The organism is Arthrobacter sp. FW306-1B-G06A (genome assembly GCF_058781765.1).
In genome coordinates, this window is sequence record NZ_JBYSXB010000026.1 from 1 (window position 1) to 13008 (window position 13008).

13 protein-coding genes and 1 other RNA gene are annotated in these 13008 nt (G+C 64.3%); 8 read left to right on the forward strand and 6 right to left on the reverse strand.

The features are described from left to right. Nucleotides 1–49 precede the first annotated feature (49 nt). Nucleotides 50–1117 carry a D-2-hydroxyacid dehydrogenase gene (locus AC3WJM_RS14225; protein WP_492272216.1) on the reverse strand — a complete coding sequence of 356 codons (1068 nt, stop codon included), beginning with the start codon at nucleotides 1115–1117 and terminating at the stop codon, nucleotides 50–52. Between the two features lie 71 nt (nucleotides 1118–1188). Between AC3WJM_RS14225 and AC3WJM_RS14230 the strand changes: the two genes are divergently transcribed. From AC3WJM_RS14230 to AC3WJM_RS14240, 3 genes are read left to right on the forward strand one after another with little or no spacing between them, the layout of a single operon-like run. Next, on the forward strand, nucleotides 1189–2118 hold the full coding sequence (locus AC3WJM_RS14230) for an NAD(P)-dependent oxidoreductase (RefSeq protein ID WP_492272229.1): 930 nt from the start codon (nucleotides 1189–1191) through the stop codon (nucleotides 2116–2118). After that, entirely contained in the window at nucleotides 2115–2885 is a 771-nt protein-coding gene (locus AC3WJM_RS14235; RefSeq protein ID WP_078108638.1) for an SDR family oxidoreductase, read from the forward strand. The genes AC3WJM_RS14230 and AC3WJM_RS14235 overlap by 4 nt, the downstream gene beginning before the upstream one ends. Continuing rightward, on the forward strand, nucleotides 2885–3943 hold the full coding sequence (locus AC3WJM_RS14240; protein WP_492272217.1) for an L-idonate 5-dehydrogenase: 1059 nt from the start codon (nucleotides 2885–2887) through the stop codon (nucleotides 3941–3943). The genes AC3WJM_RS14235 and AC3WJM_RS14240 overlap by 1 nt, the downstream gene beginning before the upstream one ends. Nucleotides 3944–3983: 40 nt before the next feature. Here AC3WJM_RS14240 and AC3WJM_RS14245 read toward each other — a convergent pair whose 3' ends face one another. Next, complete coding sequence (locus tag AC3WJM_RS14245) at nucleotides 3984–4712, reverse strand: FadR/GntR family transcriptional regulator (protein WP_059387761.1); 729 nt, start codon at nucleotides 4710–4712, stop codon at nucleotides 3984–3986. 233 nt (nucleotides 4713–4945) lie between these two features. Between AC3WJM_RS14245 and gnd the strand changes: the two genes are divergently transcribed. Continuing rightward, on the forward strand, nucleotides 4946–6382 hold the full coding sequence (gene gnd, locus AC3WJM_RS14250; RefSeq protein ID WP_284991168.1) for an NADP-dependent phosphogluconate dehydrogenase: 1437 nt from the start codon (nucleotides 4946–4948) through the stop codon (nucleotides 6380–6382). Nucleotides 6383–6552: 170 nt separating this feature from the next. After that, nucleotides 6553–7386, forward strand: a complete 834-nt coding sequence (locus tag AC3WJM_RS14255; protein WP_306959366.1) for an oxidoreductase — start codon at nucleotides 6553–6555, stop codon at nucleotides 7384–7386. On the opposite strand, the gene epsC is transcribed toward AC3WJM_RS14255, so the two are convergent. The 3 genes from epsC to msrA form a co-directional block, all read right to left on the reverse strand. Beyond that, nucleotides 7383–7967, reverse strand: a complete 585-nt coding sequence (gene epsC, locus AC3WJM_RS14260) for a serine O-acetyltransferase EpsC (RefSeq protein WP_059387763.1) — start codon at nucleotides 7965–7967, stop codon at nucleotides 7383–7385. The genes AC3WJM_RS14255 and epsC overlap by 4 nt on opposite strands. 50 nt (nucleotides 7968–8017) lie before the next feature. After that, nucleotides 8018–8953, reverse strand: coding sequence for a cysteine synthase A (gene cysK, locus AC3WJM_RS14265; protein ID WP_059387764.1), 936 nt, complete (start codon nucleotides 8951–8953; stop codon nucleotides 8018–8020). A gap of 75 nt (nucleotides 8954–9028) precedes the next feature. Next, a complete protein-coding gene (msrA, locus tag AC3WJM_RS14270; protein ID WP_059387765.1) occupies nucleotides 9029–9553 on the reverse strand; it encodes a peptide-methionine (S)-S-oxide reductase MsrA in 525 nt (174 codons plus the stop codon). 146 nt (nucleotides 9554–9699) lie between these two features. On the opposite strand from msrA, the gene AC3WJM_RS14275 reads away from it, so the two are divergent. Both AC3WJM_RS14275 and AC3WJM_RS14280 read left to right on the forward strand, forming a co-directional pair. Further along, complete coding sequence (locus AC3WJM_RS14275) at nucleotides 9700–10611, forward strand: Nif3-like dinuclear metal center hexameric protein (protein WP_284991172.1); 912 nt, start codon at nucleotides 9700–9702, stop codon at nucleotides 10609–10611. A gap of 109 nt (nucleotides 10612–10720) precedes the next feature. Further along, nucleotides 10721–11458, forward strand: a complete 738-nt coding sequence (locus tag AC3WJM_RS14280) for a zinc ribbon domain-containing protein (RefSeq protein WP_284991174.1) — start codon at nucleotides 10721–10723, stop codon at nucleotides 11456–11458. 71 nt (nucleotides 11459–11529) lie between these two features. Here AC3WJM_RS14280 and AC3WJM_RS14285 read toward each other — a convergent pair whose 3' ends face one another. Then, nucleotides 11530–12294 (reverse strand): YaaA family protein, encoded by a 765-nt coding sequence (locus tag AC3WJM_RS14285; RefSeq protein ID WP_307055055.1) that lies wholly within the window; start codon nucleotides 12292–12294, stop codon nucleotides 11530–11532. Nucleotides 12295–12407: 113 nt separating this feature from the next. Here AC3WJM_RS14285 and rnpB point away from each other — a divergent pair. Further along, an RNA gene (rnpB, locus tag AC3WJM_RS14290) (RNase P RNA component class A) lies at nucleotides 12408–12798 on the forward strand. The last annotated feature ends 210 nt before the right edge of the window (nucleotides 12799–13008 follow it).

Here is a 13008-nt window from a genome sequence, read left to right on the forward strand (position 1 = left end):
CCTCCGGAAACCGGAGGGGCCGCCACGATGGCGCTGGGAAGCCGGCGGTTTAGTAGAAGTGCACCGTGTCCACAAGGTGGGGGAGTTCCCCGCCGTCGAGGAACGTACGCAGGTTGCTGGCGAAGCGTTCGGCGATGAGGCGGTTCTCCGCGGCACTGAGTGCCGAGGTGTGCGGCGAGACCATGACCTTCGGGTGGTTCCACAGCGGGCTGTCCTGGGGGAGTGGCTCGACCGCGAAAACGTCCAGGCAGGCGTAGGACACTTGGCCGGTGTCCAAGGCTTCGAGGAGCGCGTCTTCGTCAACCACGGTTCCGCGGCCAACGTTGACAAAGACCGCGCCGGGCTTCATTGCCGAGAAGACCTCGTGGTTGAAGAGTTTCTCCGTGTAGGGAGTGCCCGGGAGGGTGTTGACCACGGCGTCGGCCGTGGCAAGGAGTCCGGCCAAGCCATCGTTGTCCGCAACCTCGTCGATTCCTTCGATCGCTTCGACGTTCCGCTTGGTTCCGCTCACCTTCATTCCAAGGGCGCGGGCGATGCGGGCGGTCTCGAGGCCGATTTCGCCGAGACCCGTGATGACCAGCTTGGAGCCGTTCACAAGTTTGGTGGGGGTGCGCAGCTCGGGCCAGACCTTGGCTGCCTGGTCCTGTGCAAGTTCCCCGCTGCGCTTGAAGCCGTTGAGGATGCCCAAGGCTGCGAACTCGGCCAGCGGAAGGGCGTGGACGCCTGCCGACGTGGTGACCTTGAACTTCTGCAGGGTCTCGCTGTCAAGCCCCGAGGCCTTCACGGCGCCACCGGCACCTGCGGCCATGGCGTGGATCCACTGCAGGTGCGGGTTGCTCTGTGCGATGCGGGCCAGGCCGGCCGGATTCTCGTTGGGGAAGCCGTACAGGATCTGGGCCTTGTTCAACATGGACCAGTAGCGTTCCTCTTGTTCGGGAGTCCGCTTGAAGTCCGGATCGCCCGAGTGGTCGGCAGGGAAGCGTTCCGGAGGAAGAAGCTCGGGTTCGTAGAGCACCGTGATGCTCGGATCTACTGCGCGGATACGCTCCACATGCTCGGCTTCGAGCGGGACTGCGATCGCGATGGTGAGTTCATCAGTCGTCATGGTGTTCATCATACTGAATTGAGGCTAGGATATTGAACAGTTTTTGAAAGATGAACCACAAAGAAGTGAGGTGTATGCGAAAGATGACCGCCAAGACCGCAGGTTTTGTGGGACTCGGGCTGATGGGCTTCCCCATGGCAGCCAATCTGCTCGGCAACGGCTGGGAAGTGACTGCGTGGAACCGTTCCGCCGAAACGCTCGCCGAGTTGGAGAAGCTCGGCGGAAATCGTTCGGAGTCGGTTGCCGGACTCCGGGACCAGCCCGTCATCATTTTCATGCTTCCGGATCTCTCCTACATCCTGGATGCCGCCGCGCCGTTGCTCGAGTCCTGGCGCTCGGACGCGCCGCTTCCGGGGACCACGATCATCATCATGAGCAGCGTGTCTCCGGCCGCCGTGCAGGAATTCGGCCGGACGGTCCATAGCGCAAGCGGCGGGAACGCCGTCGTCGTCGATGCACCGGTCAGCGGGGGCACCAAAGGTGCGCAGGACGGCACGCTGGCCATCATGGTGGGAGCCGGCGAAGAAGACTTCCAGCGATCGCTTCCCGTGCTCCAATCCATGGGGACCACGGTCCGCCGCATGGGCAACTTGGGTGCCGGATCGCTGGCAAAGGCATGCAACCAACTGATTGTCGGGACTACGACGGCGGCCCTCGCGGAAGCCGCTGAACTCGCCGAGCGCTCGGGCATGGATGCTTCTGCCCTTTTCGATGTCCTGGCCGGCGGATTAGCCGGAAGCCGGGTCCTGGAGATTGTCGGCCCGCGCCTGGCAGCCAAGGATTACGCGCCCACCGGTCCCGCGAAGTTCATGCACAAGGACCTCAGGTTCGTGCTCGAAAGCGCCGAAGCGGCCGGTGCCGCTGTCCCGATGGCGGCTGCCGGCGTCGAACTCTACCGCGAACTGATTGATCAGGGCCTTGGCGACCAGGACCTCGCAGTTGTCCGCCAGGCCATCGCCAACCTCAGCGACTCTTCCGTCAGCCCTTTGAACTACGTAAGGAAACAACCATGAGTGGACTCTTTGATCTCACCGGGCGCGTTGCGCTCGTGACCGGATCCAGCCGCGGCATCGGCAACGCGCTGGCCCGCGGATTGGCCGACGCCGGTGCCACCGTTGTCCTCAACGGCATCAACACGGAACGGCTCAAGGACGCCGAAGCCGCCATGGCGGCGGATTTTGGGCCCGGCCGGATCCACAGTTGTGCGTTCGACGTCACCAGCGATACCGAAGCGGCCCGGGGCATCGCCTGGGTCGAGGAGAACGTCGGCCCCCTCGATATCCTCGTCAACAACGCGGGAATCCAGCACCGCGTCCCCATGCTGGACCTGGACGTGAAGGACTGGGAGCGGGTCATCACCACCGACCTGACGAGCGCCTTCCTCGTAGGGCGCGAAGCCGCCCGTCACATGATCCCGCGGGGCCGCGGCAAGATCATCAACATCTGCTCCGTGCAGACTGACCTGGCACGCCCCACGATCGCCCCCTATGTCGCCGCGAAGGGCGGGCTGCGCAACCTGACGCGCGCCATGACCGCCGAGTGGGCGGCCTCCGGCCTTCAGATCAACGGCATTGCTCCGGGTTACATCCACACCGAGATGACGCAGAACCTCGTGGACGATCCCGACTTCAACTCCTGGATCCTGGGCCGGACGCCGGCCCACCGGTGGGGCACCGTGGCGGATCTCGCCGGTCCGGCAGTCTGGCTTGCCTCCGAGGCGTCGAACTTCGTCAACGGCCAGACGATCTTCGTCGACGGCGGAATGACGGTGGTCGTCTAATGAGTGGTTTCCAGCTTCCGCAGTCTTCACCCGCCGTCGTGGCGCACGCGGCCGGCGACCTTCGCATCGAGGACATAGCCCTCGTTGTTCCCGCCCCGGACCAGGCCGTTGTCGAGATCGCCTACGGTGGCATCTGTGGCTCGGACCTGCACTACTGGCTCCATGGCGCGGCGGGGGAATCGATCCTCAAGGCTCCGATGGTGCTCGGTCACGAAATCGTCGGGACCGTTGTCCAGCAGGCCGCGGACGGCAGCGGCCCGGCAGCCGGAACGCCCGTCGCCGTCCACCCCGCGACGCCGGCCCCGGGTGCCGCTAAGTATCCGGAAGACCGGCCCAACCTCTCCCCGGGCTGCACCTACCTCGGGAGCGCCGCGCGGTACCCGCACACGGACGGCGCCTTCAGCCGCTACGCCACCCTGCCGTCCCGCATGCTCCGGGCCCTCCCGGCCACGCTGGACTTGCGCACGGCGGCGCTTGTGGAACCGGCCAGTGTCGCCTGGCACGCCGTCGCCCGCGCAGGGGACGTTGCCGGGAAGACGGCGCTGGTGATCGGAAGCGGTCCGATCGGCGCGCTGGCAGTTGCCGTCCTCAAGCGCGCGGGGGCAGCCCGGATCGTGGCCGTCGACATGCACGACAAACCTCTTGAGATCGCGCGCGCAGTGGGCGCCGACGAGGTCCTCAAGGGTGACGACGCCGAGGCGATCGCCGCGGTGGAAGCCGACGTCGTCATCGAGTCTTCCGGCAGCCACTTCGGACTGGCATCGGCCATCAAGGGCGCAGTCCGCGGCGGGAAAGTGGTTATGGTCGGGTTGCTGCCCTCCGGACCGCAGCCGGTCTTCATTTCGCTGGCCATCACCCGCGAGCTCGAACTGCTGGGCTCATTCCGTTTCAACAACGAGATCGACGAGGTCATTGCCGCCCTTGCGGACGGTTCGCTCTACGTGGACCCGGTGGTGACGCACGAATTCACGCTGGACCGTGGATTGGAGGCCTTCGAGGTGGCCAAGAACTCGGCCGAATCGGGGAAGGTCCTGCTGAACTTCCAGCCTGTGGCATAGGCTCTCAGCCGATGAGTCGGGCGGCGCGGGCGTTCAGCCGTCAGCGCCGCTCGACTGGAACAAATACCCGTGGCTGGCCTTCCCAGTCTGGTGACAGGTCCGCGATGGTCTCCCGCATGATGTTGGAGGCGGCCTCGCGGGCCTTGTCGCCGTCTCGGTCCCGGATGCCTTGGGCTACATCCAGGTGCCATTGCAGGGCCGCTTCCTTCGGATGTTCCGGCATGAGGCCGTGAACGGTCCGGCCGGTGAGTGTCTCTGTGACCTGCCCGATCAGGTTCGCGAACATTTCATTGCCGGAGCCGGAGAGCACCAGGGCATGAAAGCGGATGTCGAGGTCCAGGAACGTGGGCATGTCGCCCGCGCGGCCTGCTTCGCGCATCGCCAGGGAGATGTCCACCAGTTCGCTGCGCAGGGACTCCGGTGCGTTTTCCGCGGCCAGTTCCGCCGCTACGGGCTCGACGGCGGAGCGGAGTTCGGCGAGGGAGCGCAACTGGGCGCCGCGGCCTTCTCCGGCCAGCCGCCAACGGATGACCAGCGGATCGAAGGGATTCCAGCGGTGCGCGGGGAGGACCCGGATGCCAACACGCTTGATGGTTTCCACCAGTCCCAAAGACTGCAGCACCCTGACAGCCTCACGCACCACCGACCGCGACACTTTGAGCTCGTCCTCAAGGTGTTCAGCCAACATGACGTGACCGGTAGGGAGCTTACCGCCCACGATCCGGGTACCCAGATGCTCGACAGCGCGGTAGTGGAGACTGGTTGACATAGTCGTAAGCATAGTGGCGTTGATGGTTCCGCCACTGGAAGCCCGAGCGACGGTGAACTCCCCACAGCACGAGCTCGCAACATAGACTCTTTTGTGACGCGGACGTTTCCAAAACGTGGGCGCAACTTTCCCAGACGTGGTCCAAATACGTATGGTTTATTCCAGCTACTGCTCTAGAAAGCGTTTCCTCGCTCCTAGCGGGACTCGATGCACAAGAATGAATTGGAGTTTTGATGTCAGCACACATCGGTGTCACCGGCCTCGCGGTGATGGGCGCCAATCTGGCCCGCAACCTGGCCCGCAACGGCTTCACCGTTGCCCTCCACAACCGCTCCGTCGAAAAGACCGACGCCCTGCTGGCCAAGCATGGCACGGACGGCGACTTCATCCGCACGGAAACCCTCCAGGAACTCGTGGACTCCCTCGAGAAGCCCCGCCGCGTCCTGATCATGGTGAAGGCCGGCAAGCCGGTTGACGCCGTCATCGACCAACTCGTTCCCTTGCTCGAGCCCGGCGATATCGTGATCGACGCCGGCAACTCGCACTACGAGGACACCCGCCGCCGCGAATCCGCGCTGGCCGAGAAGGACCTGCACTTCGTGGGCGTCGGTGTTTCCGGCGGCGAAGAGGGCGCCCTGAACGGCCCCTCCATCATGCCCGGTGGTTCGAAGGAGTCCTACGACGCTTTGGGCCCGCTGCTCGAAAAGATCTCCGCCAAGGTTGACGGCCAGCCCTGCTGCGCCTGGATCGGCACCGACGGCGCCGGCCACTTCGTCAAGATGGTCCACAACGGCATCGAATACGCCGACATGCAGGTTATCGGCGAAGCCTTCGATCTCCTGCGCTCCGGCGCCGGCATCGAGCCGGCCGAGCAGTCCAAGATCTTCGCCGAATGGAACAAGGGCGAACTTGCTTCCTTCCTGATCGAGATCTCCGCAGAGGTCCTCGGGCACGTCGACGCCAAGACGGGCAAGCCGTTCGTCGACGTCGTCGTGGACGCTGCCGGCCAGAAGGGCACCGGCCGCTGGACGGTCATCTCCGCCCTCGAGCTCGGCTCCCCGGTTTCGGGCATCGCCGAGTCCGTCTTCGCGCGTGCCCTCTCTTCCCAGGCAGAACAGCGCAAGCTTGGCCAGGAGCTGCTCGCCGGCGAGGAAATCGCCGTCGAGGTCCCCGAGAACTTCGTCGAGGACGTGCGCCAGGCGCTGTACGCCTCCAAGCTGGTTTCTTACGCCCAGGGCCTGGACATGCTGACCTCCGCCGCAAAGGAATACGGCTGGGACCTCAAGCTCGATGAAATCGCCTCCCTGTGGCGCGGCGGCTGCATCATCCGGGCCGAGCTGCTCAAGGAGATCACCAACGCCTACGCTGCCGTGGAGAAGCCGGCCAACCTGCTGTTCGCTCCGGCCTTCACCAAGGCGATCGCCGGCGCGCTGCCGGCATGGCGCCGCGTGGTGGCAACGGCTGTCCAGCTGGGCATCCCGGTTCCGGTGTTCTCCTCCTCGCTGGCCTACTACGACGGACTTCGCCGCAAGCGCCTCGCTGCAGCAGTCATTCAGGGACAGCGCGACCTCTTCGGAGCGCACACCTACGGCCGCGTTGACGCCGAGGGTACCTTCCACACCCTGTGGGGCGAAGACAAGTCCGAGATCTCGGCAGTCGACACCCACTAGCGATTGGGGCAGGCCCTTTCGTGTCGACTCCAAGCCACGTAGGTAAAGACTGACCGTGCTGCCCCACTCGGTTCATGACAAAGGCCGGCACTTCCGCGTTACTGTGGAGGCGCCGGCCTTTGCCGTAGGCGGGTCGTGCACATTCAACCCCGTCACACGAGGAGCAGTCCATGCCGCAACGCGTCGCATTTGTCACAGGTGCGTCAACCGGAATCGGTTTCGAAGCCGCCGTCGAGCTCGGCAAGGCGGGAATGGTCGTGTACGCCGGCGCTCGGCGGGTCGAAAAGATGGAACCGCTCAAAGCCCACGGAATCAAGGTGTTGTCCCTGGATGTCACCGAGGATGACTCGATGAAGGCCGCCGTGGATCTTGTCCTGGCAGAGCAGGGACGGATCGACGTACTGGTCAACAACGCCGGATACGGGTCCTATGGTTCCTTGGAAGAGGTGCCGCTGGATGAGGGCCGGCGCCAGTTCGAGGTCAACGTCTTCGGCCTCGCCCGGATGTCCCAGCTGGTGATTCCCGTGATGCGTGCTGCGGCTTCCGGCAGGATCATCAATGTGTCCTCGATCGGCGGCAAAATGTATGAACCCCTTGGTGCCTGGTACCACGCAACAAAATTCGCCGTCGAGGGCCTCAGCGACTCCCTGCGCCTTGAACTAAAGCCCCATGGCATCGACGTGGCAATCATTGAGCCCGCGGGCACGGACACGGAATGGGGAACCATCGCGGGGGAGAGCCTGCTGACTGTCTCGGGACACGGACCGTATCGCGGGCAGGCCGGGATCGTGGCGGCTGCTTTGGCGTCGACGTCGGGGACTGCGCTTTCGACCCGCCCGCGTACCGTGGCCCGCGCTATCGTGCACGCGGCAACGTCGGGAAGGCCCAGGACCCGATACCCGGTGGGCAGGGGAGCCTGGACCATTCTGGCCTTGCGGAGGGTGCTTCCCGACCGGGCCTTCGACACCGTTTTCTGGAACGCCTACAAACGTTTTTCCGGCTAGATCCGGTATTCGATGTAGTACTCGGCGGGGTCGACGGCGGGTTTCGTTTCGCTCTTGGCATCACGGTGCCGCCACGTTGCGGGCACACCGGTGATGATCGACTCAGGCGGTGCGTCCTTGACCACGACGGCGTTGGCGCCGATGGCACTGTCCGCGCCGATGGTGATGGGACCAAGGACCTTGGCCCCGGCTCCGATGGTGACGCGGTCTCCGATGGTGGGGTGGCGCTTGACCTTGGCCAAGGAACGGCCACCCAGCGTCACGCCGTGGTAGATCATGACGTCTTCGCCGATCTCGGCCGTCTCACCGATCACCACACCCATGCCATGGTCAATGAAGAACCTGCGGCCGATGGTAGCGCCGGGGTGGATCTCGATCCCGGTCAGGAACCGGGCAAGCTGGGAAATGAGCCGCGCCGGGAAGCGTAGCTCGGGGTTTTGCCACAATTTGTGCGTCAGGCGATGCGCCCAGATGGCATGCAGGCCGGAGTAGGCAAAAAAGTTCTCAAAGGAGCCTCGGGCCGCCGGGTCGTGTGACCGGGCGGCCTCGAGGTCCTCCATAAGTCTTGCGAAGAAGCTCACAAAGACCTTTCTACAGGAAATGAAAGAAAGCGGTTGCGCGGGGTCCGCAATCAGCCGCGAATATCGTCAAAAAGCACCGTGGAGATGTAACGTTCGCCGAAGTCGGGAACGATTGCCACGATGAGCTTGTCCTTGTTCTCCGGACGCTTCGCGAGCTCCAGCGCACCCCAGACAGCCGCGCCGGCCGAGATGCCGCCCAGGATGCCTTCCTTGGTGCCGAGGGCGCGTGCGGTGGCCACGGAGTCCTCAAGGGTTGCGTCGAGGACCTCGTCGTAGACGTTGGTGTCAAGGATTTCCGGAATGAAGTTCGCGCCGAGACCCTGGATCTTGTGCGGGCCCGGGGCGCCGCCGTTCAGGATGGGGGAGTCCTTGGGCTCAACGGCCACGATCTGGATTTCGGGCTTGCGCTCCTTCAGGACCTGTCCGACGCCGGTGATGGTGCCGCCGGTGCCGACGCCGCCGACGAAGATGTCCACTCCGCCTTCGGTGTCCGCCCAGATTTCCTCGGCCGTGGTGGCGCGGTGGATTGCCGGGTTTGCCTCGTTGGCGAACTGCTGGGCCCAGATGGAGTTCTCCGTGTTAGCGACGATCTCCTGTGCCTTCTCGACGGCGCCGCGCATGCCTTCAGAGCCGGGGGTCAGCACAATCTCCGCACCGTAGGCGCGCAGCATGACGCGGCGCTCGGTGGACATGGTTTCCGGCATCGTCAGAATGACCTTGTAACCGCGTGCCGCACCGACCAGGGCCAGCGCGATGCCGGTGTTGCCCGACGTTCCTTCGACGATGGTGCCGCCCGGCTTCAGCGCACCGGACTTCTCGGCGGCGTCGACAATCGCCACGCCGATACGGTCTTTGACGCTGTTGGCGGGGTTGTAGAACTCCAGCTTCACGGCAACCGTGGCGTCCAAGCCTTCGGTGAGCCTGTTCAAGCGGACCAGGGGGGTTCCGCCGATCAGCTGGGTGACGTCGTCGTAGATCCGTGCCATGTAATCATGCCTATTCTCTGAATTCGCTGAAATAGCTACTGCTGAGGTCAGCCTAACGAGCGGTGCTACACGCTGCTACGCGCGGAGCCACGAAGAGTAATATTTCCGGGCCTTGGCGAGCTTCGGGTTGATGATGACCTGGCAATAACCTTGCTCGGGGAACTTGGCGTAGTAGTCCTGGTGGATGGACTCGGCTTCGTAGAATTCCGGCAGCCTGCTCACCTCGGTCACAATCGGCTTGGACCACAGTTCCTGGTTCCGGAGGATGGCTTCCTCGAAGAGGATCTTTTCTTCAGTGGTGGTGTAGAACATCGAGGAACGGTACTGGGTTCCGACGTCGTAGCCCTGGCGGTTGAGCGTGGTGGGATCGTGCAAGGCGAAGAACATGTCGAGGATGATGTCCGCCGGAATGATGTCCTCGTCGAAAGTCACTGCGACGACCTCTGCGTGACCCGTCATTCCGGAGCAGACGTCGTAATAGTCAGGGTTGCGGATGTGCCCGCCCGTGTAGCCGGAAACCACGGAACTGACGCCCTTGGTCTTCTGATAGACAGCGTCGAGGCACCAGAAGCAGCCTCCGCCAAGTACAAAAGTTTTCATGATCTCTTCAATGGCCGGGAGTCCTGGATGATTCCCGCACAACCTTACGGGAGTGTGACGGAGCAGATCCCGCCGGTGGCAACAATCTCAAACAGTCCGATGGCCGCAAGCGCGACTTGGCCGCCGGATGCGCAAGAATGTAATGCATGGAAGCTGTGAACACCGCGGTTGCAGACACGGGATCCGGGGAAGAATCGGAGAACGGTGCAGCCGGGACGCCAGGTACCCCCACGCTTGGTCAGGTCCTCTTGGCAGTGGAGGAGCTCTGGCCGGAATCGCTTGCCGAGGAATGGGACGAGGTAGGACTGGTTGTCGGACGGCCAACCGCTACCGTCACGAAGGTCATGTTCGCCGTGGATCCGACCCTCGCCGCCATTGAAGAGGCCATTGAATGGGGCGCCGAGCTCCTCGTTACGCACCATCCGTTGCTGCTCAAGGGCGTCACCTCCGTTGCTGCCACGAGCGCCAAGGGCCTCGCCGTCCATCGGCTCATTGAGTCCGGTACCGGGCTGCTGACCGTGCACACCAACGGGGACTCCGCCGTCGGTGGCGTTTCCGATGTCCTCGCCGACGCGTTCGGGCTGGACAACGTTGTCCCGCTGGCGCCTGCGGCCCACGGCCTGCCGGAAGAGGGGATCGGCCGGGTCGGCGACTTGCCCGAACTCATGACCCTGGGAGACTTTGCCGCGCGGGTGTTCGAGATCTTGCCTTCGGTGGCCGGCGGCGTGCGGGTCGCCGGGGACAAGGACGGGCTGGTGCGCCGTGTGGCCGTTTGCGGCGGCGCTGGAGACAGCCTCTTCGACGCCGTCAGGGCCAGCCAGGCGGACATCTACGTCACCGCGGATATGCGGCACCACCCGGCGTCCGAGGCGCGCGAAGCTGCCGTTGACGGGAGGCCGTACCTTGTTGACGTATCGCATTTCGCGAGCGAGTGGCTCTGGTTGCCCGCCGCGGCCGAAGCGCTCGGCAACGTGCTCGCGGACCAGGGCCACGACGTCGAGATCCGTGTGGCAACCACCAACAGCGATCCGTGGGACTTCATTCTGACTCCCGGCTAGGCCTGGCGGGCGAGGCAGGGGAGCGCCCTAGGCGATAGAGTCGAGACAACAGGCCCAAGGCCTGGCTGGGGCTGAATACCAACCCTGGCACGATCAAGCGGAGGTAAGCGTGGCCAAGGCAGCACCGGCGGAACAGTTGAAATTGCTCGAACTGCAGGGGTTGGATGCGAAGCTCAAATCCTTGGCGAACCGCCGCCGCACGTTGGAGACAGACCCCCGCATCACTGATCTTCAGGACGCCCTCAGTGTGGCCAACGGTGCGCTCGGAACCGCGAAACTTGCCGTCCACGACGCCGAAACAGAGCTGCGCAGGTCAGAGGCCGACGTCGAGCAAGTGGCGAGCCGCATTGCACGGGACGAAGCCAGGTTGAACAGCGGCACCGGACTTTCCAAGGACCTCGTCGCGCTGCAAAGCGACATCGCATCACTGAACAAGCGCCGTTCGGACCTTGAGGATGTCGAGCTGGAAATCCTCGAACGCCTGGACGGACTCAGGGAGCGCCAAGCGGCGCAACAGCAGATCGTCGATGATATCCAGGGGTCCTTCTCCGGGATCCGTGCCGAGCTGGACGCCGCGATCGCCGAGATTGTTTCCGAAGAGACGGATGTACGCGCCCAGAGGACCGGCTTCGCCGAAGGGCTCGACGCCGGGATGCTGGCCATCTACGAAAAGACCCTTGCCAAGCGCGGTGTGGGGGCCGCCCGGCTTTTCCACGGCAAGTCCGAAGGCTCGGGAATGACGCTCAGCCCCGGCGACCTCGCCGAGGTCAAGGCCGCGGCCGAGGACGAGATCGTGTTCTGCCCCGACTCCGGCTGCATCCTGGTGCGCTCCGCCGAGTGGAACTAACCGCCTGTTCCCCACCCAACTAGCTCGCAGTTAATGTCGTTATGAGGCGTCAAAACGACATCTAGTGCTAGTTAGTTGGGGAGGATGATGCTGAGGGTGTGCGGCTTGCGGGCGGTGCCTTCCGTCAACTCCGCCGTCCAGATTTCCGAGGCTGCCTTGAGGAGTTGTTCGGGCGTCCCTGGCGCCTTTCCTCGGCGGCTCAGCAAGTGACGCGCCAATTCGCCGCGCGTGTGCTTGGCGAAATGGCTGACGACGGTGCGTTTGCCATTGGACTCGGAAAAGACGTTGACGGAGACAGTTTGCGCCGCCGGTGGAGCCCAAGCCGCGGCATATGTGCTGGAGCGGCAATCCACCAGCAGCTCGCCCTCCACCCGCGAGGCGAGGGCCTCGGTGAGCTGCGGCTTCCAGAACGACGCGAGGCGCCCGACGTCGGGCAGTGCCGTTCCCATGGACAGGCGGTAGGCGGGCACGCGGTCGCCGAAGCCGATGGCGCCCCACAGGGCGGACACCACAAGGATCGACTCCACCGCCTTGCGGCGCTGTGCCGGCGTCAGGGTCTTGTAGCCAAGCGCGTCGTAGAGGACACCGGAATACACCTGGTGGGCAGGGGCCGCGGGTTCGGCGTGGAGCCGGGTATTGCGTTCAACGTCGTCCTTCAAGGACGCGCCCACCCCCAATAAGGCGAGGGCGTCCTCGTGCGCGCTGACCAGGCCCAGCGCGTCGAGCACTTTGGCCCGGTAGCTGTTGAGTTCCGGAAAGCTCAGGGACTCCCATTCGACGGCGGAGCCTTTCTCAGCGGGGGTCTTGCCTTCGGAGGGCGGCAGCAGAATCAGCACCAGTCGATATTAGCTGTATTGCCAGTAATACAGGCGCCAGCTGCCTAGCGGTACCTTCCGGCAGTGCCGTCCGGAAATGCGCAGGGCCCGACGCCGGTAGACTGTAGGGCGGATGGGTTGACTAGGCGGCCGCGCGCCACGTGAGTGGCTCGAGGAACGTCCGGGCTCCACAGGGCAGGGTGGTGGGTAACGCCCACTCGGGGTAACCCGCAGGCTAGTGCCACAGAGAACAGACCGCCCGCGTCTGCTTGTGCCAGCACAGGCAGGCAGCAGGTAAGGGTGAAACGGTGGTGTAAGAGACCACCAGCTCCCTGGGTGACCAGGGAGGCTAGGTAAACCCCACCCGGAGCAAGGCCAGACAGGGCACGATCGAGGGCTGCTCGCCCGAGTGTCCGGGTAGGCCGCTGGAGAGCGTCGGCAACGGCGTTCGTAGATGGATGGTCGCCACTCCTTCGCCGGCAACGGCAGGGAGGACAGAACCCGGCGTATCGGTCAACCCATCCCTTCGCCTATGTGAGTGATTTCACGCGTTCCGGCGGCCAAGTCGTCCCGTGCCAGACCTTAGAATGGACAGTGAACGTAGAAGTTCCACCGCCGGTTCTGCGTTCGCAGCCGGCGGTTTTTCTTTGCAGCGTTCAAGGTGTCCGGGCAGACCGAAGTCCCGCCGATGCCAGTGCCGCAGGATTACTCCGGGCGGCCGCCATCTACGTACGA

Bases quoted from the DNA above. Each gene is read 5' to 3' on its own strand.
- AC3WJM_RS14245 (WP_059387761.1), bottom strand. From the start codon at position 4,712: ATGTCAACCAGTCTCCACTACCGCGCTGTCGAGCATCTGGGTACCCGG.
- cysK (WP_059387764.1), bottom strand. From the start codon at position 8,953: ATGGCACGGATCTACGACGACGTCACCCAGCTGATCGGCGGAACCCCC.
- AC3WJM_RS14275 (WP_284991172.1), top strand. From the start codon at position 9,700: ATGGAAGCTGTGAACACCGCGGTTGCAGACACGGGATCCGGGGAAGAA.
- AC3WJM_RS14235 (WP_078108638.1), top strand. From the start codon at position 2,115: ATGAGTGGACTCTTTGATCTCACCGGGCGCGTTGCGCTCGTGACCGGA.
- AC3WJM_RS14240 (WP_492272217.1), top strand. From the start codon at position 2,885: ATGAGTGGTTTCCAGCTTCCGCAGTCTTCACCCGCCGTCGTGGCGCAC.
- AC3WJM_RS14230 (WP_492272229.1), top strand. From the start codon at position 1,189: ATGACCGCCAAGACCGCAGGTTTTGTGGGACTCGGGCTGATGGGCTTC.
- AC3WJM_RS14225 (WP_492272216.1), bottom strand. From the start codon at position 1,117: ATGATGAACACCATGACGACTGATGAACTCACCATCGCGATCGCAGTC.
- msrA (WP_059387765.1), bottom strand. From the start codon at position 9,553: ATGAAAACTTTTGTACTTGGCGGAGGCTGCTTCTGGTGCCTCGACGCT.
- gnd (WP_284991168.1), top strand. From the start codon at position 4,946: ATGTCAGCACACATCGGTGTCACCGGCCTCGCGGTGATGGGCGCCAAT.
- AC3WJM_RS14255 (WP_306959366.1), top strand. From the start codon at position 6,553: ATGCCGCAACGCGTCGCATTTGTCACAGGTGCGTCAACCGGAATCGGT.